The organism is Streptomyces sp. ISL-36, assembly GCF_018614205.1.
Classification (GTDB): domain Bacteria; phylum Actinomycetota; class Actinomycetes; order Streptomycetales; family Streptomycetaceae; genus Streptomyces.
This window is the reverse complement of the sequence record NZ_JAGGOS010000131.1, coordinates 1-24,009: the sequence shown is the minus strand read 5'-3', so window position 1 is coordinate 24,009 and position 24,009 is coordinate 1. Positions and strand designations below refer to the sequence as shown.

Genomic DNA, 24,009 nt, shown 5'->3' with positions numbered 1-24,009 from the left:
CCATGCTGTGACACGTGTCATAACCCCGTCAACACGCGTGACAGCGGTTGTTGACGAAGATTCAGTGAAGGTCGGTCAGCTCACAGGAGAGCCGGGACATCGAGGGTGAGCGTCCCCGATTCCGCGTCAAGCGTCCCCAGCACCCCCAGCGGCACGGTCAGCGCCGTCGCACTGTGCCCGAATCCCATCTCCTCCACGACCGGGACGCCGAGCCCGCCCAGCCGGTCGGCGAGCACCGCCCGGATCTCGTCGTAGGGACCGCACTCCTCCCAGGAGCCAAGGCCGATGCCCGCGACCCCGTCCAGCCATCCGGAGCGCAGCAGTTGGGTGAGAATCCGGTCCAGGCGGTACGGCTCCTCCCCCACGTCCTCCAGGAGCAGCAGGCCGCCGCGGGCCGAGGGGCGGCCGTACGGAGTGGCGAGATCGGCGGCGAGGAGGCTGACGCAGCCACCGAGGGTGACGCCGCGGGCCCGCCCGGGGACCAGGGCCCGCGCGGTGTCCAGGCCGACGGTGCGCACCGACTCGGGTGCGAAGAGGGTCGCCCGCAGCGACTCCTGGGTGCGGGGGTCCTTGAGGAAGGTCGCCGCCGCGACCATCGGTCCGTGGAGGGTGGCGAGGCCCGTGCGGACGGCGAACGCCTCGTGCAGCGCGGTGACGTCGCTGTAGCCGACGAACACCTTGGGACCCGCGGCCCGTATCGCCGCCCAGTCCACCAGGTCCACCATCCGCTGGACGCCGTAACCGCCTCGCGCGCAGATCACCGCGGAGACGGACGGATCGCACCAGGCCTCCTGGAGGTCCCGGGCGCGCGCCCGGTCGTCACCGGCGAGATACCCCAACGCGGGATGGGTGTCGAGGACATGGGGAGCCACCAGCGGCTCCAGGTCCCAGCCGCGCAGGATGTCGAGGCCGGTCGCCAGGCGTTCCTCGGGGACGGGTCCGCTGGGCGCGACGACGGCGACCCGGGCGCCTGGGCGCAGCCGGGCGGGCCGCGCGAGCGGGGTCACGGGGGTCGCCGTCATTTCCTCAGCTCCAGGAGGGGGACGTCGGGCCGCTCGATGCCGAAGGTCTGTGCGTAAAGGGAGAGTTCGGCCTCCAGCGCGCGGATCATCGTCTCGGCCCTGCGGAAGCCGTGGCTCTCGCCCTCGAAGGCGATGTAGGCGTGCGGCACGCCCCGCCCCGCCATCCGTGTGAGGAACCGCTCGGCCTGGGCCGGCGGGCAGATCACGTCGTCGAGTCCCTGGAGCAGTAGGAAGGGGGCCGAGATCCGCTCGACGTGGTTCAGCGGCGAGCGCTCGCGGTAGCGGGCGGGGACCTCGGCGAGCGGGCCGATGAGCGACTCCAGGTACCGGGACTCGAAGTCGTGGGTCTCGTCGGTCGCCCAGCCCAGCAGGTCGAGGATGGGGTAGATGATCGTGCCGCAGGCGTAGACGTCGGAGGTGACGAGTGAGGCGGCGGTGGTCCAGCCGCCCGCGCTGCCGCCGCGGATCGCGAGGCGTGCCGGGTCGGCGGTGCCCTCGGCGGCGAGCGCCTCGGCGACGGCGGCGCAGTCCTCCACGTCGACCACGCCCCACTGCTCGCGGAGCCGTTCGCGGTACTCCCGCCCGTAGCCGGTCGACCCGCCGTAGTTGACCTCGGCGACGCCGATGCCCCGGGAGGTGAAGTAGGCGATCTCCAGGTCCAGGACGAGGGGGGCGTGCCCGGTCGGGCCGCCGTGGGCCCACACCACGTAGGGCGGCAGCTCGTCTCCGGGGGCGATCCGGTCGGGGCTGTGCGGCGGGTAGACGTGGGCGTGGATCTCGCGGTCGTCGGGTCCGGTGAAGGTGCGGATCTGGGGTTCGGGGTAGTACGACGGGTCGACCGGATCGTCGTGGGCCGAGCCGATGACCCTGGCCCGGCCGGTGCGGGTGTCGAGCTCCACGACCTCGTAGGCGCTGCGCGGGCTGGCGGCGACGCCGACGACCCGGGTGCCGTGCACGGCGAGGGTGGACGCCCACTCGGTCCAGGGGCCGGCGGCGTCGACGAGTTCGCCGCTCTCCGGGTCGAGTATCCCGAGCGCGGTCGCTCCCCTGCCGTGGATTACGGCGATCAGCCCGTTCTCCAGGGGAGAGAACCAGCTGAGGCCGATCTTCCACAGCGGTCCGCCGAACTCCTCGGGGCGGGGGCACAGCGCGACCGGTTCGCGGTCGGCGTCGGCCGCCGAGCGGTAGAGGTTCCACCAGCCGCTGCGGTCGCTGACGTGGAGCAGCTGCCCGTCGGCGGTCCAGCCGATCTGCGGGATCGACTCCTCGGGGCCGCCCGCGACGGGGCGCGCGTCGCGGAAGGTGCCGTCGGCCGTGACGTCGGCGACCAGCACTTCCGTACCGTCCCAGGGCATGCGCGGGTGGTCCCAGCCGATCCAGGCGGCCCGGCGCCCGTCCGGGGAGAGCCGGGGGCCCGTGACGAACCGGTGCCGCCCGTCGGAGAGTTCGCGTACAACGGAGCGGTCCTCGGCGGCCGATCCGTCCAGGGGTACGGCGGCGAGCACCCGGCGTACGTCCGTGGGGGCGGGCCCGGTGAACTCCTCCAGCACGCACCAGACCTCGCCCCGGTCGAGGTGGATCACGGGGTCGGCCCAGCGCAGGCCCCCGCCGACGGACGAGACGGGGGTGAGCGGCCGGGGCGCGGCGGCGCGGCGGCCACCCGGGGTATCGGGCACGTCGGGCGCATCCGCGCCGTCCGGGGCGTCCGGCACGTTCGGCAGGTCCGGCGCGTCCGGTTCGTACGCGTAGAGCCGCTGGTCGGGGAAGTGGCTGAAGACGACGAGCGGTCCCCCGTCCTCGCGGGCGGCGCCGGCCCAGGGCTGTCCGCCGTACTCCACGACCCGGCTGCGGACGTTCCACGGGGCGGGCAGCACGGACTCCTCGGTGCCGTCGGCGCGTCGGCGCACCAGCGCGCGTCTGCCGCCCTCGGTGGGCCGCGGGGCGGTCCACCACACCTCGTCGCCGACGACCCCGACGTACTCGGGACGTCCGTCGTGCGAGGCGGCGAGCGCGGCGCCGATGGGTGAGGGCCAGGTGCCGTAGGCGCCCGTGGGGACCATCTCGACTCCTTTACGCGGACCGCAGATAGCGGTCGAGGACGCGGACGCCGAAGTGCAGGGCGTCGACGGGGACGCGCTCGTCGACGCCGTGGAACAGCGCCGCGTAGTCCAGGCCGGGGGGCAGTTTCAGCGGGGAGAAGCCGTAGCCGGTGATGCCGAGCCGGGAGAACTGCTTGGCGTCGGTGCCGCCCGACATCGAGAACGGGATCACATGCCCCGCGGGGTCGAAGTGCTCCACGGCGGCCCGGAGCTTGGCGAAGGTCGGCGAGTCGACCGGGGCCTCCAGCGGGACCTCGCGGTGGTGGAACTCCCACTCCACGTCCGGCCCGGTGAGCCGGTCCATCGTCTCCCTGAACTCCTCCTCACCGCCCGGCACCATCCGGCCGTCGACGTACGCGACGGCGTGGCCCGGGATGACGTTGACCTTGTAACCGGCGTCCATCATGGTCGGGTTGGCGCTGTTGCGGACGGTCGGCTCGACCAGCGCGGCGGCCGGGCCGAGCTTCTCCAGGAGCCCGTCGACGTCGAATCCGTCCGCGGTCACATCGATCTCGATGCCGTACAGCGCGGCCAGTTCGGTGAGGGCGGCCCTGACGGTCGGGGTGAGGCGGACCGGCCAGGGGTGGCTGCCGATGCGGGCGATCGCGGCGGCGAGCCGGGTGACGGCGTTGGCCGTGTTCACCTTGGAGCCGTGCCCGGCCCTGCCGTGCGCGGTGAGCTTGACCCAGGCGGTGCCCCGCTCGCCGGCCGCGATGGGGTAGAGCGTCATGCCGGGGTCGGGATGGAAGCTGAACGCCCCCGATTCGCTGATGCCTTCGGTGCAGCCCTCGAAGAGCCCCGGATGGCGGTCGGCGAGAAAGCCCGAGCCGTCCTCGGCGCTGGCCTCCTCGTCCGCGGTGTAGGCGAGGACGATGTCCCGGCGCGGCCGGATGCCGAGGCGGGCCCAGGACCGGACGACGGCGAGCACCATCGCGTCCATGTTCTTCATGTCGACGGCGCCGCGGCCCCAGACGACTCCGTCGCGGATCTCGCCGGAGAAGGGGTGGACGGCCCAGTCGGCGGCCTCGGCCGGGACGACGTCGAGATGGCCGTGGACGAGCAGGGCGTCGGCGGAGGGGTCGGTCCCCTCGATGCGCGCCACCACGTTGGTGCGGCCCCGGGTCCGTTCGAGAAGTGTCGGTTCGAGGCCGGCGGCGGCGAGCCGTTCGGCGACGTACTCGGCCGCGGGTCGCTCGAAGCAGTCCCCGCCGCCCTTGTTGGTGGTGTCGATCCGGATCAGCTCGGAGGTGAAGGTCACCACCTCGTCGAGCGCCGTGCCGTCGGCCCCCTGGACCGGCTCAGCCATACTGCTCCTCCACGGCTGCGGAGACGATCGTGGTGACCGCCTTGAACGTGCGAATTCCCTCGTACATTGTCTCGCTGGTGTACCCGACCCGGCGTTCACCGCTCCGGGCCACGCCGGGCACCACCGTCGCAGCGGCCGCCAGATGCTCGGCGTCGAACTCCAGCTCCACCGTGAACGGCCCGCCCCGCACCGGCTCGTGCCGTACGGCGAGGCCGGCCGCGGCCTTCGCCGCCGCCCGGATCTCGGCGGCCGTACGGCTGGGGGTGCGGCACACCGCCGCGTACCGCGAGACATGGTCCTTGACCGCCACCTTGTGCGCCTCGGGCGCGTATCCGAGGGCGTCCTCACAGGTCAGGTCGTCACCGGTGACGAGCACCACCGGCACGCCGTACTCCGCGACCACGTGGGCGTTGAGCAGGCCCTCGCTCGCCCGTTCCCCGTTCAGCCAGACACCGGTGATGGAGTTGGCGAGATAGGTGTGCGCGAGCACCCCTTCGGCTCCGGCACCGGTGTGGTAGCCGACGAAGGCGATGCCGTCGACGTCGCGGTGCTGCACGCCTTCGACCATGGAGAGCGACTTGTGGCGCCCGGTCAGCATCTCGGCGCGCTCGTCGAGCTGTTCGAGAAGCAGATTGCGCATGGTCCAGTGCGCCTCGTTGATGAGCACCTCGTCGGCGCCCCCGTCGAAGAAGCCGAGCACCGCCGCGTTCACGTCCGAGGTGAACAGGGACCGGCACCGCTCCCACTGGGGCGTGCCGGGCAGCACGTCCGCGGGCCAGGTGACGCCGGTCGCGCCTTCCATGTCGGCGCTGATCAGGATCTTCATGCCTGGAAACCGTACGCGCCGACCGGCACCCGGGCCAGCCCTGTGGACAACTGTCGGTGGGGTGGACCTCTGACAGTGACCGGTTCGGCCCACACGCCGTCACGGCGCGCCCGCCGCGCCGCGCGTCCAGGAGCGCCGGACGACGTTCCACGACAGCCTCCGGGAGGCCACCGAGGTCTTGGAGGAACTGGCGGGTGAGGTCAGTCCTCGTGGCCGAGTTGGAGGTCGCGTTCGGTGCGTCCGCCGCCCGCGACCTGGAGGACGGTGGCCACCGGCGGATAGCCCGCCGCGATGACCGTGTACTCCCCCGACGACAGGTCCACGAAGCGGAAGGTGCCGTCCGGCCCGGTCGTCAGCGTGTCGACCACGTTGCCCGCCGCGTCGAGGAGGGTGACCCGGGCGTCCTCGACCGGCCGCCCGCCGCCGGCGCGTACCGTCCCGCGCAGCACGGCGCCGCCGGCGAGCTCGATGTCCTGCCGGGTCTCGCGGGAGGCCTGCACGCTGACCGGCAGCGCGGCCGGCCGGAAGGCGGGGGCGCTGGCGGCCAGGGTGTACTCGCCCGCCACCAGCTCGGTGATGACGTAGCCGCCCTCGCGGCCGCTGCGGGTGGAGGCGACGACGTCGCCCCGCACGTCGGTGAGGGTGACCGCCGCGTCCCGTACGGGTGTGCCGTCGGCGGTGAGGACCGCTCCGGCCAGCCGGCCCGCGCCGCCGAGGACGACGTCGAGCTCGACCGGCCGTTCGCCGACGGTGACGGAGACCGCCTGCGGCTGGTGCCCGCCGGCCGCCGCGATCAGGACGTACGAGCCGGGGCCCGGGACGCTGAGCGCGTAACGGCCGTCCTCACCGCTGCCGCCGCGGCCGATCTGCTGTCCCTGGACGTCGATGAGGGTGAGGGCCGCGCGCGGGACGCGGGTGCCGTCGTGGTGCTGGACGGTGCCGCAGACCGGGAGGCCCGCGGTGTATCCGGTCGGTGCGGGGCCGGCCGCCGCGCGGGCGCGCGGGACGGCGTTGGCGGCCTCGGTGGTGGGGGTGTGGTGGGACACCAGCGGTTTCTCCTTGAGGAAGAAGGCGAGGACGAGGCCGAGCACGAGGACCGGCACGAGATAGAGGAAGATGCGCGGCATCGCGTCCGCGTAGGCCTGGATGTAGGCGTCGCGCAGGGCCGGCGGCAGGGCGTGCACCGCCTGGGGGGTGATCGATTCGGCGGCCGGCAGCGCGGTTCCCGCCGTGTGCGGGAGGCGGTCGGCGAGGGCGTCGTCGAGCCGGGCGGCGAAGAGGGTGCCGAAGACGGCGGCGCCGACGCTGCCGCCGATCTGGCGGAAGTAGTTGTGGGCGCTGGTGGCGGTGCCGAGGTCGGCGGCGCGTACGGAGTTCTGGACCGCCAGGATGAGGACGGGCATGACCAGGCCGATGCCGATCCCGAGGACGGCCTGCCAGATGCTGTGGTGCAGGCGCGGGGTGTCGGTCTCCATCCGTGAGAGCAGCCACATGCCGACGACGGAGACGGCGCCGCCGAGCACCGGATAGATCCGGTAGTGGCCGGTACGGCTGATGAGCTGGCCGGAGGCGATCGAGGCGCAGACGATCCCGCCCATCAGGGGCAGCATGAGGAGGCCGGACTCGGTGGCGGTGGCGCCCTCCACCATCTGCAGGAAAGTCGGCAGATAGCTGGCGGCGCCGAAGAGCGCGATGCCGATCACCGCGCCGACGAGGCTCGTGACGGTGAAGACGGAGTCGCGGAAGAGCCGCAACGGGATGAGGGGTTCGGGGGCGAAGCGCTCGACGACCAGGAAGAGCAGGGTCGTCGCGGCGGCTCCGCCGCCGAGGGCGATGATCACCCGCGAGTCCCAGGCGTACTCCGTTCCGCCCCAACTGGTCAGCAGGACCAGGCAGGTGGAGGCGGCGGCGAGCAGGAGCGCGCCGAGGACGTCCAGCCGGGCACGGGTGCGGGGCTTGGGCAGTTCGAGCACGACGGCGACGACGGCGAGGGTGACGAGCCCGAAGGGGACGTTGAAGTAGAAGCACCAGCGCCAGGAGACGTGGTCGGTGAGGAAGCCGCCCAGCAGGGGCCCGGCGACGGAGGCGAGACCGAAGGCGGCCCCGATGAGGCCCATGTAGCGGCCGCGCTCCCGGGCCGGGACGATGTCCGCGATGATCGCCTGGACGCCGATCATCAGTCCGCCGGCGCCGATGCCCTGGACGGCCCGGAAGGCGATGAGTTCGTCCATCGTGCGTGACCAGCCGGCCAGGCCCGAGCCGATGACGAAGACCACGATGGCGAAGAGGAAGACGCCCTTGCGGCCGAAGAGGTCGCCGAGCTTTCCGTAGATCGGCAGACCGATGGTGGCGGTGAGGAGATAGGCGGTGATCGCCCAGGACATCCGGTCGAGGCCCTGCAGCTCGCCGACGATCTTCGGCAGGGCGGTGGCGACGATCATCTGCTCGAGCGCGGCGAGCAGCAGCGCCAGCATGAGACCGCAGAAGACGAGGCGGACCCGGCGGGGGTCGAGGGCCGGCTCGGCGTCGGACGGCGGTTCGTGGCCGGAGGACGGGTCGCCCGCGACGAGCGGCGTCGTATCCTCGGCGGCTTTCACCAGCGTGATCGCACCCACGTGCTGCTCCCCTCGTCACGGCGTCAGCGCCGCGCCATTCTTCGCATTGGGCGCGAAGCGGGAGCAAGTCGGGCGGTACGGAGCACCGGAGACGACCCGGGCCGCGAACACCCCTGTCTCAGGTGGCACTTGGGGCGCTCATCAGCGCGTTTACGAGAGCGCCCGCGCCCCCTCGGCGCGCGGGGCGCTCTTGCGGGGGTCGCGGGGAAACCACTCGAATCGGTGAGCGGTGTTCGTCGAGGAGGTTACTTCTCGACCTCGGCGAGGTTACTTCTCGACCTCGGTGGCCAGGTTGGCGAGCACGGCGTCGTAGATGCGGCCGAGGCCCTTCGGCGCGAAGGTCCTCTCGAAGAAGCCGCCGATGCCGCCGGCGCCGTTCCAGACGGTGCTGACGACGGCCTTGGACTTCCCCTCGCCGGCGGGGGTGACGGTCCAGGTGGTGACCATGGAGGAGTTGCGGTCCTTCTCGACGAGCTGCCCCTCGGTCGGCTCGGTGACCTCCAGGAGGCAGTCGCGGACGCGCTTGCTGGTGGCCTGGAGCTTCCAGTGGACGAGGGTGCCCTGGCCGTCGCCGCCCTCGCGGACCTCGTACTCGCTGAAGTGCTCCGGCAGCAGCTTCGCGCGCGTGCCGCTGTAGTCGGCCAGAGCGTCGAACACCGCCTCCGCGTCCGCCGCGATGATCCGCTCCGTCGTGGCCTCGACCTGCGCCATGGCACTTCCTCCAGCTTGGTTCCTCGGGGGTGTGGGACCAGCCAACCACCTGGACCCGGCCCTCCCAAATCCGGGTTGCGGCGATCAAGGGAACATGTGTTCTATTCTGGGGCCACAGCTGAGGGCACTGCTACCGAGGAGGCGTCCATGCGCTGGGACAATCTGGGCGACGACCCCGCCGCCCCTGCCGCGACCGCACTGTTCGGTACCGAGGCGGTCACCACCCGTACCTTCGACACCCCGGAGTTCCGCGGGATCACCTTCCACGAGGTGCGGGCGCGCTCGATCGTGAACCGGGTGCCGGGCGCCTCCCGCATGCCGTTCGAATGGACGGTCAACCCCTACCGTGGCTGCACGCACGCGTGCGTCTACTGCTTCGCCCGCAAGACCCACAGCTATCTGGACCTCGACACCGGACTCGGCTTCGACTCCCAGATCGTGGTGAAGATCAACGCACCGGAGCTGCTGCGCAAGCACCTCGCCTCCCGGCGCTGGCAGGGCGCGCACATCGCCATGGGCACCAACGTCGACTGCTACCAGCGCGCGGAGGGCCGCTACCGCCTGATGCCGGGGATCATCGCCGCGCTGCGCGACCACGCCAACCCCTTCTCCATCCTCACCAAGGGCACCCTGATCCTCCGGGACCTGGATCTGCTGGTGCAGGCCGCGGAGGTGACCGAGGTGGGCATCTCCGTCTCCGTCGGTTTCACCGACCAGGAGCTGTGGCGCACGGTGGAGCCCGGCACCCCCTCACCGCAGCGTCGCCTGGACGTCGTCCGGACGCTCGGCGAGCACGGCATCGGCTGCGGGGTGCTGATGGCCCCGGTCGTCCCGTTCCTCGGCGACCGGCCCGAGCAGCTGCGCGAGACGGTGCGCTCCATCGCCGAGGCGGGCGCGACCTCCGTGACCCCGCTCGTCCTACATCTGCGGCCCGGCGCGCGCGAGTGGTTCATGGCGTGGCTGCGCCGGCACCACCCGCATCTGGTGGGGCGGTACGAGCGGATGTACGCGGACGGGGCGTACGCGCCGACCTGGTACCAGCGTCGGATCACCCGTCAGGTGCACGAGCTGGCGGCGGAGTTCGGGATCGGGCCCGGCCGACGGGGAGCGGCACGCCGGATACCCCTACCGGAAGAGCCCGTTCCCGCCGAGCCGACGCAGGCTCACCCTCCTCTGATCGGGTGAGCTCTCGGCGGAAGCGGTCCTTCCGCACGGTGTTCGGGGCACGGACGCCCTATGAATCCACGCGCCGGAATGCTGATCGCCACTGGGGCACTGGTCGCAGGGACGGTCACCGTCCTGCCCGCGTCCGCCGAACCCCGCCCCGAACCCCGCCCCGAACCGACCGTCCGACCCATCGCGCCACTGGCATGGACGGCGTGCGCCACCCCGGCGTATCCGAGGCTCCAGTGCGCCACGCTCAAGGTGCCGCTGAACCACGACGATCCGGCCGGCCGGTCGATCACGCTCGCGCTCACCCGGGTGGCCCGTACGGCGAAGGCCCCGAAGGACTATCAGGGGCCGCTGCTGGTCAATCCGGGCGGGCCCGGCGGAAGCGGGCGCATGATGGCCGGGTTCGTGGCGGCGTCACTGCCCTCGAAGGTCGCGGCGCGGTACGACGTGATCGGCTTCGACCCGCGGGGTGTGGGCAGGAGCGAGCCCGCCCTCGACTGCAAGGCCGGCCACTTCGACCCGGTGCGGCCGGACTCGGTGCCGATCGGCGCCGCGGGCGAGCGCCGTGGTGTCGAGCGGGCGCAGGCCTTCGCCGAGGCGTGCGGGAAGAAGCACGGCGACGTGCTGCCGTACATCGACACGGTCAGCACGGCCCGGGACATGGAAGCGATCCGCGTGGCGCTCGGCGCGCCGGAGCTCAACTACCTGGGGTACTCCTACGGCACGTACCTCGGCGCCGTCTACGCGCGGCTGTACCCCGAGCGGGTGCGCCGGTTCGCCCTGGACTCCGTCGTCAATCCGCAGGGCGTCTGGTACGAGGACAACATCGCGCAGGACTACGCGTTCGACAGCCGCCACAAGGACTTCATGGCGTGGATCGCCCGCCGGGACACCACGTACGGGCTGGGCACGGACCCGGCGGCGGTCGAGAGCGCCTGGTACCGGATGCGGGAGGCGCTGCGGAGCAGCCCGGCCGGCGGGAAGGTCGGTCCCGCCGAGCTGGAGGACACCTTCCTTCCGGGCGGGTACTACAACGGCTACTGGCCGAAGCTGGCCGCGGCGTTCTCCGCGTACGTCAACGACAAGGACCCGGCGCCGCTGACGAAGGCGTACGAGGCCTACGGGGCGTCCGACGCCACCGCCGTCAACGGCTACTCGGTCTACACGAGCGTCCAGTGCCGGGACGCGAAGTGGCCGCGCGACTGGAACGTCTGGCGCAAGGACAACTGGGACGTACACCTCAAGGCGCCCTTCTCCACCTGGAACAACGCCTGGTACAACGCGCCCTGCGCGTTCTGGCCGGTGGACTCGCTCACCCCGCCCGACGTCTCGAACGACCAGGTGCCGCCGGTGCTGATCCTCCAGGCGACGGACGACGCGGCGACCCCGTACGAAGGCGGCGTGGCGCTGCACCGGATGGTCGAGGGTTCCAGCCTCGTCGTGGAGGAGGGCGGCGGCAACCACGGCGTGGCGCTGAGCGGCAACGCCTGTCTGGACGAGCACCTGGCGGCCTACCTCGACACGGGGCGGGTGCCGCGCGGTGACGGCGGGTCGGAGGCGGACGCGGTCTGCGCGGCGCTCCCGGAGCCGGAACCGGAGCCGGAGCCGAAGCCGGTGAAGTCCGCCACATCCCGGAGCGGTGCCGCGACGGGCGGCACGGTGCTGCACGGTCTGCTGGGCCACGGAGGCTGAAGGGGGCGCGGCTCGTTGTCAGTGGCGTACGCGAGGATGTCGGGCATGAGTACGCATCTCACCCACGTCTCCGCACCCGAGGGGATCGCCCCGAGCCCTCAGTACAGCCACGTCGTGTGGGGCACGGGCCGGTTCGTGGCGATATCCGGCCAATGCTCCCTCGACGCCTCGGGCGCGGTCGTGGGTGAGAACGACCCGGGGATGCAGGCCCGTCAGATCTTCTGGAACCTCCGTCGCTGCCTGGCCTCGGCGGGCGCCGGCTTCGCGGACGTGGTGAAGCTGACGTACTTCGTCACCGATGTCGCACACCTCCCGGCGGTACGGGCGGCGCGGGACGAGGCCTTCGGCACGGCCCCGCTCCCCGCGAGCTCGGCCGTCCAGGTCTCGGCGCTGGTCCGCCCCGAGCTGCTGATGGAGATCGAGGCGTTCGCGCTCGTCCCGGAGGGTTCCTAGCGCACTCGTCCCCGAGGGTTCCTAGAGAGTGTCCCCGCCCCGGACCTTGATCCTGGCGAGGGCCTGACCGGCCGCCTCGCCGAGCCTGGGGTGGGGCAGGGCGGCTTCGAGCGTGGGGCGGGCCCGCGGGTCGCCGAGCGCGCCCAGGCCCTCCACGCAGGCCAGGCCGACCCGCCAGTGCGGGTCGTCGGCCGCGAGGCGCCGTTCCAGGACGGTGATCAGCGCCGGCACGGACTCGGGCGCGCGCAGGTCGGTGAGCAGACGGACCGGCAGCAGGGCGTATCCCACGCGGAGTTCGTTGGTGGCGAGAGCGGCGGCGGCCCGGGCGGTGCGCGGGTCGTCGAGCCGCGCCAGCGCGTAGGCGGCGGAGACGCAGCGCTCCGGGTCCCGGTGGTTGAGCAGCAGGACCAGGGCCTCGAAGGCGCGGGGGTCGCCGGCGAGGCCGAGCCGGAAGGCGGCGATCTCGCGGGCCCAGAGGGGTTGACCGGGGGCGGTCAGGACGCGGGCGAACGCCTCTCGCCCCTCGGTGGCGAGGAGTTCTTCGAAAGGTTTCCGATCGGCCTCTGAACCGTTTTGGATCTCGTCCCGCAATCGATCGATCATCGAGCAGAATTCCGGGTCCTGGGCGATATCCATGACGGCCAGCGTATCCGCGATCCAGATCACATTTTCCGAACTCCCCGGGACTGGCGCGCTCGTTACCCGCCGGTTAATCTCAGGTGAGCGGGTCAACCCCGCAGCCTCACAACAGCCAGGTGACGCAGCTGTTGCGAGACCGAGTTTGTCGGTTCGGCATTTTTCGACGTGGCTCCGGGACAGAGTCCGTCGCCCCTTTTTTCCCGCGCGTTCTTCCGCGCCCCGCGGGCGATCCCCATCGCGCCCGTATTGCCGCCTTCAGTCGTCACTCTTCCCTCCTGGAGTCCCCTGATGGACACCCCTCTCTCCACCATCGCCGTCGTCGGTCTCGGCACGATGGGCGCGGGCATCGCCGACGTCCTCGCCCGGTCCGGCCGTGAGGTCATCGGCATCGACATCAGCGAGGCCGCCGCCGGCCGCGCCATCGCCGCACTGGAGGCCTCCACCGCCCGTGCGGTGGCCCGCGAGCGGATCACCGAGGAGGAGCGGCAGGATGTCCTCGCCCGCTTCCGCACCTTCTCCGACCTCCAGGCGGCGGCCAACGCCGACCTGGTGATCGAGGTGGTGCCCGAGTCGTACGAGGCCAAGCAGGAGGTCTTCCGGGCCCTGGACTCCATCGTCCGGCCCGAGACGATCATCGCCACGGGCACCAACGCGCTGTCCGTCACCCGTCTGGCCGCAGACTCGGCACATCCCGAGCGCGTCCTCGGCCTGCACTTCTTCACCCCGGTGCAGGCGATGAAGCTGGTGGAGATCGTGTCCTCGGTCCTGACGGCGCCGCAGGCCGTGGCCGCCGTCACCGACCTCGTGCACGCCCTCGGCAAGGAGCCTGTGGCGGTCGGCGACCGCCCCGGCTTCGTCGCCGACGGTCTGCTCTTCGGCTACCTCAACCAGGCCGCCGCCATGTACGAGGCCAAGTACGCCTCCCGCGAGGACATCGACGCCGCCATGAAGCTGGGCTGCGGCCTGCCGATGGGCCCGCTGGCGCTGCTCGACCTGATCGGCATCGACACCGCCCGTACGGTCCTGGAGGCGATGTACAGCGAGTCGCGCGACCGGCTGCACGCTCCCGCCCCGATCCTCAAGCAGCTCAGCGAGGCCGGTCTCACCGGGCGCAAGTCGGGCCGCGGTTTCTACACGTACGACGCCCCGGGCTCCGCCACGGTGGTCCGTGACGCGCTCACCCCGCTGGAGACCTCGGCCCTCGCGGGCGAGACCCGTGAGGTCCGCTCGGTCGGCGTCGCCGGCTCCGGCACCATGGCCTCGGGCATCGCGGAGGTCTTCGCCAAGGCCGGTTACGACGTCGTCCTGGCCGCCCGCTCGCAGGAGAAGGCCGACACCGCCAAGGCCCGGATCGCGAAGTCGCTCGCCCGTTCGGTCGACAAGGGCCGGATGACCGGTGAGGCCCGGGACGAGACGCTGGCCCGGATCGCTCCGGCCGGTTCGCTCGACGCGTTCGCCGAGGTCGACCTGGCCGTGGAGGCGGTCGCCGAGGACCTGGAGATCAAGCAGCAGCTGTTCGCGACGCTCGACAAGATCTGCAAGCCGGGCGCGGTGCTGGCCACCACGACCTCCTCGCTGCCCGTCGTCGCCTGCGCCCGCGCCACCTCGCGCCCGCAGGACGTCATCGGTATGCACTTCTTCAACCCGGCGCCGGCGATGAAGCTGGTCGAGATCGTCCGTACGGTCCTGACCGCCGACGACGTCCACGCCACCGTCCGCGAGGTCACCGCGAAAATCAGGAAGCACCCGGTGGACTGCGGCGACCGGGCCGGCTTCATCGTGAACGCGCTGCTCTTCCCGTACCTGAACAACGCGATCAAGATGGTCCAGGAGCACTACGCCACCCTGGACGACATCGACGCCGCCATGAAGCTGGGCGGCGGCTACCCGATGGGCCCGTTCGAGCTCCTCGACGTCGTCGGCCTGGATGTCTCGCTCGCCATCGAGAAGGTGCTGCACCGCGAGTTCCGCGACCCGGGCCTGGCCCCGGCGCCGCTCCTGGAGCACCTGGTGGCGGCCGGCTGCCTGGGCCGCAAGACGGGGCGCGGCTTCCGCGAATATGCCCGACGCTGAGTCCGCCGCGGGCTGGGGAGGGTTGCTGAGTCCCCCGGGCGCCTCCGGCACCCCGGGTCCGGCGCCCGGCGACCCTCCCCCACCTGGGCACACTCCCGCACCGATGCAGTACGTTCAGGACATGTCCAAGGCCGCGAAGTCACCCCGTGCCACGTCCACGTCCGACTCACAGGAGAGTGCGGCGGGCACCCGCGCGGCCGCCCAGCGCCTGAAGATGCGCCGTGAGCTGGCGGCCGCGGCCATGGAGCTGTTCGCGACCAAGGGGTACGAGGCCACCACCGTCGACGAGATCGCCGCCGCGGCCGGGGTCGCCCGGCGGACCTTCTTCCGCCATTTCCGCTCCAAGGAAGAGGCGATCTTCCCCGACCACGACGACACCCTGGTACGGGCGGAGGCGGTACTGAATGCCGCGCCGCCCCACGAGCATCCGCTGGACACGGTGTGCCGGGGCATCAAGGAAGTCATGAAGATGTACGCGGGGTCCCCTGCGGTCTCCGTGGAGCGGTACCGGCTGACCCGCGAGGTCCCGACCCTGCGGGAGCGCGAGATCGCCTCGGTGGCCCGCTACGAGCGGCTCTTCACCCGCTATCTCCTCGGCCACTTCGACGAGCGCGACCACCACGACGGCAACGACGACCCGCTGCTCGCCGAGGTGGCCGCCTCCGCCGTGGTCACCGCCCACAACCATGTGCTGCGGCGCTGGCTGCGTGCGGGGGGCCAGGGGGACGTGGAGGCGCAGCTGGACCACGCTTTCGCGATCGTCCGGGAGACGTTCGGCTCGGGCATAGGCGCCCGGCCGGCCCAGGCCCCGCAGGGCGCCCAGCAGGCCGCACAGCAGACGGCCGCGCGGGCGGCGTCCTCCGCGCCGGCGGCGACCGCCTCCACCGAGGGCGGGGTGCTCGTGGCTGTGGCGCGGACCGACGCCCCCCTCGACGAGGTCATGCGAACCATCCAGCAGGCGCTCAGGACCGACTGAGCCTCCCGCCAGCAGGAGAGCCGCCCCCACCAGGGGGCGGCTTTCGTCGTTTTTCGCACCCCTCTCCGATCGATCATCGCTCATGTGTGAGCGGTGGGTTGCATCTGAGTGAAATTGTTGGCACGCAGTGCCTTGTCAGGTGACACGCGGTGCCATACGTTGATGTTGTCCGGGCGGCCGGCGCGCAGAGATCTCCTCGTGCGCCGGCTGTCCCCACAAGCGATCGTGATTGTGCGCCCGGACGCCTGCGTCACAGGCACCCTCAGCGCCGCACGCTGTGCTTCCTCAGCACCTCTGTCACGAGCAGAGGCCGAGCGAAGCGGAGTCGGCGCCGCCACCGCACCACCCGCCGAACCGACGGCACACCTCCACAGCAGCACCCCAGACGTAACCCCTCAGCGTCCCCCTCGGACGCCGCACCGCCGGAGGCACACCCGTGAAGGAAATCCTGGACGCGATCCAGTCGCCGGAGTCCACGTCCGCCGACTTCGCCAACATCAAGCTCCCCGAGTCCTACCGCGCGGTGACCGTGCACAAGGACGAGACCGAGATGTTCGCCGGTCTCCCCAGCCGCGAGAAGGACCCCCGCAAGTCGCTCCACCTCGACGACGTGGCCCTGCCCGAGCTCGGCCCCGGCGAAGCCCTGGTGGCCGTCATGGCCAGCTCCGTGAACTACAACTCGGTCTGGACCTCGATCTTCGAGCCGGTGTCGACCTTCGGGTTCCTGGAGCGCTACGGCAGGCTCAGCGACCTCAGCAAGCGTCACGACCTGCCGTACCACATCATCGGCTCCGACCTCGCGGGCGTGGTCCTGCGCACCGGTCCCGGCGTGAACTCGTGGAAGCCCGGCGACGAGGTCGTCGCGCACTGCCTCTCGGTCGAGCTGGAGTCCTCCGACGGACACAACGACACGATGCTCGACCCCGAACAGCGCATCTGGGGCTTCGAGACCAACTTCGGCGGCCTGGCCGAGATCGCGCTCGTCAAGTCCAACCAGCTGATGCCGAAGCCCGACCACCTGAGCTGGGAGGAGGCCGCGGCCCCCGGCCTGGTCAACTCCACCGCGTACCGCCAGCTCGTCTCCCGCAACGGCGCCGGCATGAAGCAGGGCGACAACGTCCTGATCTGGGGCGCTAGCGGCGGGCTCGGCTCGTACGCCACCCAGTTCGCGCTGGCCGGAGGCGCCAACCCGATCTGTGTCGTCTCCAGCGACCAGAAGGCGGACATCTGCCGCTCGATGGGCGCCGAGGCGATCATCGACCGCAACGCCGAGGGCTACAAGTTCTGGAAGGACGAGCACACCCAGGACCCGAAGGAGTGGAAGCGCTTCGGCAAGCGCATCCGCGAGCTCACCGGCGGCGAGGACATCGACATCGTCTTCGAGCACCCGGGCCGCGAGACCTTCGGCGCGAGCGTGTACGTCACCCGCAAGGGCGGCACCATCACCACCTGCGCCTCGACCTCGGGCTACATGCACGAGTACGACAACCGCTACCTGTGGATGTCCCTGAAGCGGATCATCGGCTCGCACTTCGCCAACTACCGCGAGGCGTGGGAGGCCAACCGCCTGGTGGCCAAGGGCAAGATCCACCCGACCCTCTCCAAGGTCTACTCCCTGGAGGACACCGGTCAGGCCGCCCACGACGTCCACCGCAACCTCCACCAGGGCAAGGTCGGCGTTCTCGCGCTCGCGCCCGAGGAGGGGCTGGGCGTGCGCGACCCGGAGATGCGCGCGAAGCACATCGACGCCATCAACCGCTTCCGTAACATCTGATCCCGGGATCCCACATGACTGAGCGCCAGAAGGACCGGCCGTGGCTCATGCGGACGTACGCCGGTCACTCGACCGCCGAGGCGTCCAACGAGCTGTACCGGCGCAACCTCGCCAAGGGTCAGACCGGTCTCTCGGTCGCCTTCGACCTGCCGACGCAGACCGGCTACGACCCCGACCACATCCTCGCCCGCGGCGAGGTCGGCCGGGTCGGGGTCCCGGTCTCGCACCTCGGTGACATGCGCCGGCTGTTCCAGGACATTCCCCTGGAGCAGATGAACACCTCGATGACGATCAACGCCACGGCCATGTGGCTTCTGGCGCTCTATCAGGTGGTCGCGGAGGAGCAGGGCGCGGACGTCACCAAGCTCCAGGGCACCACCCAGAACGACATCGTGAAGGAGTACCTGTCGCGCGGGACGCACGTCTTCCCGCCCGGCCCGTCGCTCCGCCTCACGACGGACATGATCACCTACACGGTGAACAACATCCCGAAGTGGAACCCGATCAACATCTGCAGCTACCACCTGCAGGAGGCGGGGGCCACTCCGGTCCAGGAGATCTCGTACGCGATGTCCACCGCGATCGCCGTGCTCGACGCGGTGTTCGCCTCCGGCCAGATCCCGGAGGACCGCAAGGGCGAAGTCGTCGCCCGGATCTCCTTCTTCGTGAACGCGGGTGTCCGGTTCGTCGAGGAGATGTGCAAGATGCGGGCGTTCGGCCGCATCTGGGACAAGGTCACGCGCGAGCGGTACGGCATCGAGGACGCCAAGCAGCGGCGGTTCCGCTACGGCGTCCAGGTCAACTCGCTCGGCCTGACCGAGGCCCAGCCGGAGAACAACGTCCAGCGCATCGTCCTGGAGATGCTGGCCGTGACGCTCTCCAAGGACGCCCGCGCGCGCGCCGTCCAGCTGCCCGCCTGGAACGAGGCGCTCGGCCTGCCCCGCCCGTGGGACCAGCAGTGGTCGCTCCGTATCCAGCAGGTCCTCGCACACGAGTCGGATCTGCTGGAGTACGAGGACATCTTCGCCGGGTCGCACGTCATCGAGGCGAAGGTCGACTCCCTCATGGAGGAGTGCCTGGCCGAGATCGACCGGATCCAGGAGATGGGCGGTGCGATGGCCGCCGTCGAGTCCGGCTACCTCAAGTCGCAGCTGGTCTCCTCGCACGCGGAGCGGCGCGCCCGGATCGAGGCCGGCGAGGAGAAGATCGTCGGCGTCAACATCTTCCAGTCGACCGAGGAGAACCCGCTCACCGCGGACCTCGACACGGCGATCATGACGGTCGACCCGGCCAACGAGGCCAAGGTCGTGGCCAAGCTCCACGAGTGGCGCGACAACCGCGACGAGGCCCGTGCCCAGGAGTCGCTGGCCGCCCTGAAGGCGACCGCGGCCGGGGACGGCAATCTGTTCGCCGCCACGCTGGAGTGCGCGCGGGCCGGCGTCACCACCGGCGAGTGGTCCTGGGCGCTGCGGGACGTCTTCGGCGAGTTCCGCGCCCCGACCGGTGTCTCCTCGGCCCCGGTCGCCGTGACCGCCGAGGAGGGCACGCCGCTGGCTCTCGTACGGGACAAGGTGGCGCGCACCGCCGCCGAGCTGGGCTCGGGGCGGCTGCGGCTGCTGGTGGGCAAGCCGGGCCTGGACGGGCACTCCAACGGAGCCGAGCAGATCGCGGTACGCGCGCGTGACGCCGGTTTCGAGGTGGTCTACCAGGGGATCCGGCTGACGCCCGAGCAGATCGTCAACGCGGCCCTCGCCGAGGACGTGCACTGCGTGGGCCTGTCGATCCTCTCCGGCTCGCACGCCGAGCTGGTCCCGGACGTCCTCGACCGCCTCCGGGAGGCGGGCGCGGCCGATATTCCGGTCATCGTCGGTGGAATCATCCCGAACGCCGACGCCGCAGAACTGAAGCGCGCGGGAGTGGCCGCCGTCTTCACACCGAAGGACTTCGGTATCACCGAGATCATCGGCCGTATCGTCGACGAGATCCGGAAAGCCAACAAGCTCAGCCCCCTCGAAAGTACGGAGGTCCCCGCATGACGACCGTGAACCGGCTCCGGCCGCGCCGCTCCTGCCTCGCCGTCCCCGGCTCCAACCCGCGCTTCCTGGAGAAGGCCCAGGGCCTCGCCGCGGACCAGGTCTTCCTGGACCTGGAGGACGCCTGCGCGCCGCTCGCGAAGCCCGAGGCGCGGCACACCATCGTGAAGTTCCTCAACGAGGGCGACTGGACCGGCAAGACGCGGGTCGTGCGGGTCAACGACTGGACGACCCACTGGACGTACCGTGACGTCGTCACCGTCGTCGAGGGCGCCGGCCAGAACCTCGACTGCATCATGCTGCCGAAGGTCCAGGACGCCCAGCAGATCGTGGCGCTCGACCTCCTGCTGACGCAGATCGAGAAGACGATGGGCTTCGAGGTCGGCAAGATCGGCATCGAGGCGCAGATCGAGAACGCCCAGGGCCTCAACAACGTCAACGCGATCGCCACGGCCTCCCCGCGTGTCGAGACGATCATCTTCGGCCCGGCCGACTTCATGGCCTCCATCAACATGAAGTCGCTGGTCGTCGGCGAGCAGCCGCCCGGCTACGACGCCGACGCCTACCACTACATTCTGATGAAGATCCTGATGGCCGCCCGCGCCAACAACCTCCAGGCGATCGACGGCCCCTACCTGCAGATCCGTAACCCGGAGGGCTACCAGGCCGTCGCGCGGCGCGCCGCCGCCCTCGGCTTCGACGGCAAGTGGGTGCTGCACCCGGACCAGGTCGCCGCGGCGAACGAGATCTTCTCCCCCTCGCAGGAGGACTTCGACCACGCCGAGCTGATCCTGGACGCGTACGACTACTACACCTCCGAGGCCGGCGGCAAGAAGGGCTCGGCCATGCTCGGCGACGAGATGATCGACGAGGCCAGCCGCAAGATGGCCCTGGTCATCTCCGGCAAGGGCCGCGCCGCCGGTATGCAGCGCACCACCAAGTTCGAGATCCCGGAGGCCTGAGTCCCATGCAGTTCGGCCGCACCTACGAAGAGTTCGAAGTCGGCGCCGTCTACAAGCACTGGCCCGGAAAGACGGTCACGGAGTACGACGACCACCTCTTCTGCCTGCTGACGATGAACCACCACCCGCTCCACATGGACGTCAACTACGCCGAGAACACGACGGATTTCGGCAAGAACGTCGTCGTCGGCAACTACATCTACTCGCTGCTGCTCGGCATGTCCGTCCCGGACGTCTCGGGCAAGGCGATCGCCAACCTGGAGATCGAGTCGCTGCGCCACGTCGCGCCGACCTTCCACGGCGACACCATCTACGGCGAGACCACGGTCCTCGACAAGACCCCGTCGAAGTCGAAGAACGACCGCGGCATCGTCTACGTCGAGACCAAGGGCTACAAGCAGGACGGCACCCTCGTGTGCGTCTTCCGCCGCAAGGTGATGGTCCCCACCGAGACGTACATCAAGGAGCGCGGCGGCGAGCAGCCCGGCCGCCCGCCCGTCTCCCACCACCACCCTCAAACGACGCCCAAGGGCGACACCCCTGGTTCCGAGCTGATCGAGCCCTCCAAGAAGTCGGAGAAGTAGTCATGGCGCGACTCGCCCAGACCCATGGTCTGACCGATGTGCAGCAGGAGATCCTCTCCACCGTCCGGGACTTCGTCGACAAGGAGATCATCCCGGTCGCGACGGAGCTGGAGCACCGCGACGAGTACCCCCAGGAGATCGTCGACGGGCTCAAGGAGCTCGGCGTCTTCGGTCTGATGATCCCCGAGGAGTACGGGGGCCTGGGTGAGTCGCTGCTCACCTACGCGCTGTGCGTGGAGGAGATCGCCCGCGGCTGGATGTCGGTCTCCGGCATCATCAACACGCACTTCATCGTGGCGTACATGCTCAAGCAGCACGGCACCCAGGAGCAGAAGGAGTACTTCCTTCCCCGGATGGCGGCCGGCGAGACGCGCGGCGCGTTCTCCATGTCGGAGCCGGCCCTCGGCTCGGACGTGTCGGCCATCACGTCCAAGGCGGTCAAGGACGGCGACGAGTACGTCCTCAACGGCCAGAAGATGTGGCTGACGAACGGTGGGACGTCCAACCTGGTCGCCGTTCTCGTCCGAAGTGACGAAGGACACCCGGAGGGCACCGCCCCCCACAAGTCGATGACGACCTTCCTCGTCGAGAAGGAGCCCGGCTTCGGAGAGGTCCGCCCCGGCCTCACCATCCCCGGGAAGATCGACAAGATGGGTTACAAGGGCGTCGACACGACCGAGCTCATCATGGACGGACTGCGCATTCCGGCCAATCGGGTGCTCGGCGGGACCACCGGCCGAGGGTTTTACCAAATGATGGACGGCGTGGAAGTGGGCCGTGTGAATGTTGCGGCTCGTGGCTGTGGCGTCGCTCAGCGTGCCTTCGAACTGGGTGTCTCGTATGCCCAGCAACGTCACACTTTCGGCAAGCCGATCGCCCAGCACCAGGCGATCCAGTTCAAGCTGGCCGAAATGGCTACCAAGGTCGAGGCCGCTCATGCGATGATGGTGAACGCAGCGCGCAAAAAGGACTCCGGGGAGCGAAACGACCTCGAAGCGGGGATGGCGAAGTACCTCGCCTCCGAATACTGCAAGGAAGTCGTCGAGGACGCCTTCCGTATCCATGGCGGATACGGGTTCTCGAAGGAGTACGAGATCGAGCGCCTCTACCGTGAGGCTCCGATGCTGCTCATCGGTGAAGGTACCGCCGAGATCCAGAAAATGATCATTGGTCGTCGGCTGCTCGAGGAGTACCGATTCCAGGGTTGATTGTCGCGTTTGAGTCGATTCGGCCGCGAAGAAGATCACACCCTGTCATCATCTTCCGGCCGCCGACTCGGCTTCTGGCTTGCCCAGTTGCGCCCCGCAACCGATAGCATCGCCGGAAAGCCGCCGTCCCCCGTTGCCAGTGCGGCATCATCCGCTACGAAGGTCATCCATGCCCCACAGCCAAACCTCTGCACACCGCGACAGCCTCGCCGGCGTACGCCTCGCGCGCGGAGCATCGCCGTGGCTTCTGCCGACCGTCGCCACCGCGGCGCTGAGCCTCGTGCGCGCGCGCACGTCGAAGCGTGCCGCGGCCATCGCCGTGCCCACCACCGCGCTCGCGGCCGGCATGCTGTGGTTCTTCCGCGACCCCGAGCGTGAGATCGCTCAGGGCCGGGTCATCTCGCCCGCCGACGGAGTGGTGCAGAGCATCATGCCGTGGAAGGACGGACGCACCCGGGTCGCCATCTTCATGAGCCCGCTGAACGTCCACGTCAACCGCGCGCCGCTGGCCGGCACGGTGACGTCCGTGGAGCACATCCCCGGCGGGTTCGTCCCGGCGTTCAACAAGGAGAGCGAGAACAACGAGCGCGTTGTCTGGCACTTCGACACCGAGCTCGGCGACATCGAGATGGTGCAGATCGCGGGGGCCGTGGCCCGCCGCATCGTGCCGTACATCCCGCAGGGGACGAAGGTCGAGCAGGGCGAGCGTATCGGTCTGATCCGTTTCGGGTCGCGCGTTGACATCTACCTTCCGGAAGGTGTCGACGTCGCTGTCGAGGTCGGTCAGACCACGACCGCAGGGGTGACTCGCATTGACCGTGATTGATCCCGACACCCGGGCCGCCGACTGGGTCGCCGACGCGGAGGCGGCCGCTGCCGAAGAGGCCGAGGAGATGCCGCTGTCGTTGAGGCTGTCCATAGCGGACGCCCTCACGCTCGGTAACGCCACGTGCGGATTCATGGCGGTGTACTTCACCACCACCGGCATCCTCATCCCGCACCTCACCGGCAGCAACGAGACCGGCATGGCGCGCAACAGCGCCGCCACCGCCGTGATCCTCATGCTGTGCGCGGCGATCTTCGACCTGTTTGACGGGCTCGTGGCGCGCAAGCTGCGCAGCTCGCCGATGGGCGCGGAGCTGGACAACCTCTCGGACCTGATCAGCTTCGGTCTGGCACCGGCCTACTTCGTACTCGTGTACGGCATGGTCACGCCCGGCGCGCAGCAGAAGGTCTCGGCGGTGGCCGCGATCGTGGTGCTGCTCGCGGTGGTGCTGCGGCTGGCGAGATTCTCCTGCGTGACCTTGAAGGACGGCATGTTCCAGGGCATGCCGAGCCCCTTCGGCGCGCTCACGGTGGTCTCGATCGTGCTGCTTGAGCTGCCGTTCATCCCGACGCTGCTCGCGATCATCGGTGTCGCCTGGCTGATGGTGAGCCGGGTCGAGTACCCCAAGCCGCGGGGCATCCTCGCGGTGGCGATGCTCGCCTGGATCGTCGGAGCCATGGGCATGCTGGCGGCCTGGGCGTTCGACGCGCCGGGCGGACAGTTCCTGCTGCAGACCGGCTGCGCGCTGCAGGTCGTGATGGGCGCCGTGATCCCCCTCTTCGCGACCGCCCGTCGGGTGAACACCTTCCGCGGCAGCCGCCGCGAGAGCCGCGAGGCACGTGCGGCTCAGGTGCCGTAGAGATACGTGTACGGAGAAGGGCCCGGGTGCGGGAAGGAACGCACCCGGGCCCTTCCGCGTGCCTGGCGGCGTGCGATCCCTAGGTGTATTGCCCTGTGAGGTTGGGGACGCGGCTGGCGGGTGTTTTGCCTGCGAGTGCGGTGTGTCCGCGGTGGTGATTGTAGGTGTGCAGCCAGCC

Annotated in this window: 19 protein-coding genes; 12 read left to right on the top strand and 7 right to left on the bottom strand. The window is 70.3% G+C overall.

The window, feature by feature from the left end; all coding sequences use genetic code 11:
• Positions 1–80 precede the first annotated feature (80 nt).
• From J7E93_RS29990 to J7E93_RS29965, 6 genes are all read right to left on the bottom strand, one after another.
• The gene (locus J7E93_RS29990) at positions 81–1,022 is read right to left on the bottom strand and encodes an LD-carboxypeptidase (RefSeq protein WP_215073150.1); all 942 of its coding nucleotides are present in this window, start codon (positions 1,020–1,022) and stop codon (positions 81–83) included.
• A complete protein-coding gene (locus tag J7E93_RS29985) occupies positions 1,019–3,082 on the bottom strand; it encodes a prolyl oligopeptidase family serine peptidase (RefSeq protein WP_215073149.1) in 2,064 nt (687 codons plus the stop codon). The genes J7E93_RS29990 and J7E93_RS29985 overlap by 4 nt, the downstream gene beginning before the upstream one ends.
• A gap of 10 nt (positions 3,083–3,092) precedes the next feature.
• The gene (locus tag J7E93_RS29980) at positions 3,093–4,427 is read right to left on the bottom strand and encodes a M20/M25/M40 family metallo-hydrolase (RefSeq protein ID WP_215073148.1); all 1,335 of its coding nucleotides are present in this window, start codon (positions 4,425–4,427) and stop codon (positions 3,093–3,095) included.
• A complete protein-coding gene (locus J7E93_RS29975; RefSeq protein ID WP_215073147.1) occupies positions 4,420–5,253 on the bottom strand; it encodes a M55 family metallopeptidase in 834 nt (277 codons plus the stop codon). Before J7E93_RS29975 ends, J7E93_RS29980 begins: the two co-directional genes overlap by 8 nt.
• A gap of 200 nt (positions 5,254–5,453) precedes the next feature.
• Positions 5,454–7,868 carry an MFS transporter gene (locus J7E93_RS29970; RefSeq protein WP_308368837.1) on the bottom strand — a complete coding sequence of 805 codons (2,415 nt, stop codon included), beginning with the start codon at positions 7,866–7,868 and terminating at the stop codon, positions 5,454–5,456.
• A gap of 267 nt (positions 7,869–8,135) precedes the next feature.
• Positions 8,136–8,579 carry an SRPBCC family protein gene (locus J7E93_RS29965; protein WP_215073146.1) on the bottom strand — a complete coding sequence of 148 codons (444 nt, stop codon included), beginning with the start codon at positions 8,577–8,579 and terminating at the stop codon, positions 8,136–8,138.
• A 147-nt stretch (positions 8,580–8,726) separates the two neighbouring features.
• Between J7E93_RS29965 and J7E93_RS29960 the strand changes: the two genes are divergently transcribed.
• The 3 genes from J7E93_RS29960 to J7E93_RS29950 are packed head-to-tail and all read left to right on the top strand — an operon-like array spanning position 8,727 to position 11,897.
• Positions 8,727–9,764, top strand: a complete 1,038-nt coding sequence (locus tag J7E93_RS29960; RefSeq protein WP_215073145.1) for an Rv2578c family radical SAM protein — start codon at positions 8,727–8,729, stop codon at positions 9,762–9,764.
• A 51-nt stretch (positions 9,765–9,815) separates the two neighbouring features.
• A complete protein-coding gene (locus J7E93_RS29955; protein ID WP_251067291.1) occupies positions 9,816–11,444 on the top strand; it encodes an alpha/beta hydrolase in 1,629 nt (542 codons plus the stop codon).
• A 45-nt stretch (positions 11,445–11,489) separates the two neighbouring features.
• Positions 11,490–11,897: a RidA family protein gene (locus tag J7E93_RS29950; protein WP_215073144.1), complete on the top strand. Its 408-nt coding sequence runs from the start codon at positions 11,490–11,492 to the stop codon at positions 11,895–11,897.
• A 21-nt stretch (positions 11,898–11,918) separates the two neighbouring features.
• Here J7E93_RS29950 and J7E93_RS29945 read toward each other — a convergent pair whose 3' ends face one another.
• The gene (locus tag J7E93_RS29945; RefSeq protein ID WP_215073143.1) at positions 11,919–12,533 is read right to left on the bottom strand and encodes a HEAT repeat domain-containing protein; all 615 of its coding nucleotides are present in this window, start codon (positions 12,531–12,533) and stop codon (positions 11,919–11,921) included.
• A 291-nt stretch (positions 12,534–12,824) separates the two neighbouring features.
• On the opposite strand from J7E93_RS29945, the gene J7E93_RS29940 reads away from it, so the two are divergent.
• The 9 genes from J7E93_RS29940 to pssA all read left to right on the top strand — a co-directional run bounded on the left by J7E93_RS29940 (position 12,825) and on the right by pssA (position 23,831).
• Positions 12,825–14,609: a 3-hydroxyacyl-CoA dehydrogenase family protein gene (locus tag J7E93_RS29940; RefSeq protein ID WP_215073142.1), complete on the top strand. Its 1,785-nt coding sequence runs from the start codon at positions 12,825–12,827 to the stop codon at positions 14,607–14,609.
• A 121-nt stretch (positions 14,610–14,730) separates the two neighbouring features.
• Complete coding sequence (locus tag J7E93_RS29935) at positions 14,731–15,585, top strand: TetR family transcriptional regulator (RefSeq protein WP_215073141.1); 855 nt, start codon at positions 14,731–14,733, stop codon at positions 15,583–15,585.
• A 436-nt stretch (positions 15,586–16,021) separates the two neighbouring features.
• Entirely contained in the window at positions 16,022–17,359 is a 1,338-nt protein-coding gene (gene ccrA, locus J7E93_RS29930; protein WP_215073140.1) for a crotonyl-CoA carboxylase/reductase, read from the top strand.
• Positions 17,360–17,373: 14 nt separating this feature from the next.
• The gene (locus J7E93_RS29925) at positions 17,374–19,395 is read left to right on the top strand and encodes a protein meaA (protein ID WP_215073139.1); all 2,022 of its coding nucleotides are present in this window, start codon (positions 17,374–17,376) and stop codon (positions 19,393–19,395) included.
• Positions 19,392–20,354, top strand: a complete 963-nt coding sequence (locus J7E93_RS29920) for a CoA ester lyase (RefSeq protein ID WP_215073138.1) — start codon at positions 19,392–19,394, stop codon at positions 20,352–20,354. The genes J7E93_RS29925 and J7E93_RS29920 overlap by 4 nt, the downstream gene beginning before the upstream one ends.
• Before the next feature lie 5 nt (positions 20,355–20,359).
• Complete coding sequence (locus J7E93_RS29915) at positions 20,360–20,938, top strand: MaoC family dehydratase (RefSeq protein ID WP_215073137.1); 579 nt, start codon at positions 20,360–20,362, stop codon at positions 20,936–20,938.
• A 2-nt stretch (positions 20,939–20,940) separates the two neighbouring features.
• A complete protein-coding gene (locus tag J7E93_RS29910; RefSeq protein ID WP_215073136.1) occupies positions 20,941–22,146 on the top strand; it encodes an acyl-CoA dehydrogenase family protein in 1,206 nt (401 codons plus the stop codon).
• A gap of 169 nt (positions 22,147–22,315) precedes the next feature.
• On the top strand, positions 22,316–22,972 hold the full coding sequence (locus J7E93_RS29905) for a phosphatidylserine decarboxylase (RefSeq protein ID WP_215073162.1): 657 nt from the start codon (positions 22,316–22,318) through the stop codon (positions 22,970–22,972).
• On the top strand, positions 22,965–23,831 hold the full coding sequence (pssA, locus tag J7E93_RS29900) for a CDP-diacylglycerol--serine O-phosphatidyltransferase (protein ID WP_215073163.1): 867 nt from the start codon (positions 22,965–22,967) through the stop codon (positions 23,829–23,831). Before J7E93_RS29905 ends, pssA begins: the two co-directional genes overlap by 8 nt.
• The last annotated feature ends 178 nt before the right edge of the window (positions 23,832–24,009 follow it).

Bases quoted from the DNA above. Each gene is read 5' to 3' on its own strand.
- J7E93_RS29990 (WP_215073150.1), bottom strand. From the start codon at position 1,022: ATGACGGCGACCCCCGTGACCCCGCTCGCGCGGCCCGCCCGGCTGCGC.
- J7E93_RS29985 (WP_215073149.1), bottom strand. From the start codon at position 3,082: ATGGTCCCCACGGGCGCCTACGGCACCTGGCCCTCACCCATCGGCGCC.
- J7E93_RS29980 (WP_215073148.1), bottom strand. From the start codon at position 4,427: ATGGCTGAGCCGGTCCAGGGGGCCGACGGCACGGCGCTCGACGAGGTG.
- J7E93_RS29975 (WP_215073147.1), bottom strand. From the start codon at position 5,253: ATGAAGATCCTGATCAGCGCCGACATGGAAGGCGCGACCGGCGTCACC.
- J7E93_RS29965 (WP_215073146.1), bottom strand. From the start codon at position 8,579: ATGGCGCAGGTCGAGGCCACGACGGAGCGGATCATCGCGGCGGACGCG.
- J7E93_RS29960 (WP_215073145.1), top strand. From the start codon at position 8,727: ATGCGCTGGGACAATCTGGGCGACGACCCCGCCGCCCCTGCCGCGACC.
- J7E93_RS29955 (WP_251067291.1), top strand. From the start codon at position 9,816: ATGAATCCACGCGCCGGAATGCTGATCGCCACTGGGGCACTGGTCGCA.
- J7E93_RS29950 (WP_215073144.1), top strand. From the start codon at position 11,490: ATGAGTACGCATCTCACCCACGTCTCCGCACCCGAGGGGATCGCCCCG.
- J7E93_RS29945 (WP_215073143.1), bottom strand. From the start codon at position 12,533: ATGGATATCGCCCAGGACCCGGAATTCTGCTCGATGATCGATCGATTG.
- J7E93_RS29940 (WP_215073142.1), top strand. From the start codon at position 12,825: ATGGACACCCCTCTCTCCACCATCGCCGTCGTCGGTCTCGGCACGATG.
- J7E93_RS29935 (WP_215073141.1), top strand. From the start codon at position 14,731: ATGTCCAAGGCCGCGAAGTCACCCCGTGCCACGTCCACGTCCGACTCA.
- J7E93_RS29925 (WP_215073139.1), top strand. From the start codon at position 17,374: ATGACTGAGCGCCAGAAGGACCGGCCGTGGCTCATGCGGACGTACGCC.
- J7E93_RS29920 (WP_215073138.1), top strand. From the start codon at position 19,392: ATGACGACCGTGAACCGGCTCCGGCCGCGCCGCTCCTGCCTCGCCGTC.
- J7E93_RS29915 (WP_215073137.1), top strand. From the start codon at position 20,360: ATGCAGTTCGGCCGCACCTACGAAGAGTTCGAAGTCGGCGCCGTCTAC.
- J7E93_RS29910 (WP_215073136.1), top strand. From the start codon at position 20,941: ATGGCGCGACTCGCCCAGACCCATGGTCTGACCGATGTGCAGCAGGAG.
- J7E93_RS29905 (WP_215073162.1), top strand. From the start codon at position 22,316: ATGCCCCACAGCCAAACCTCTGCACACCGCGACAGCCTCGCCGGCGTA.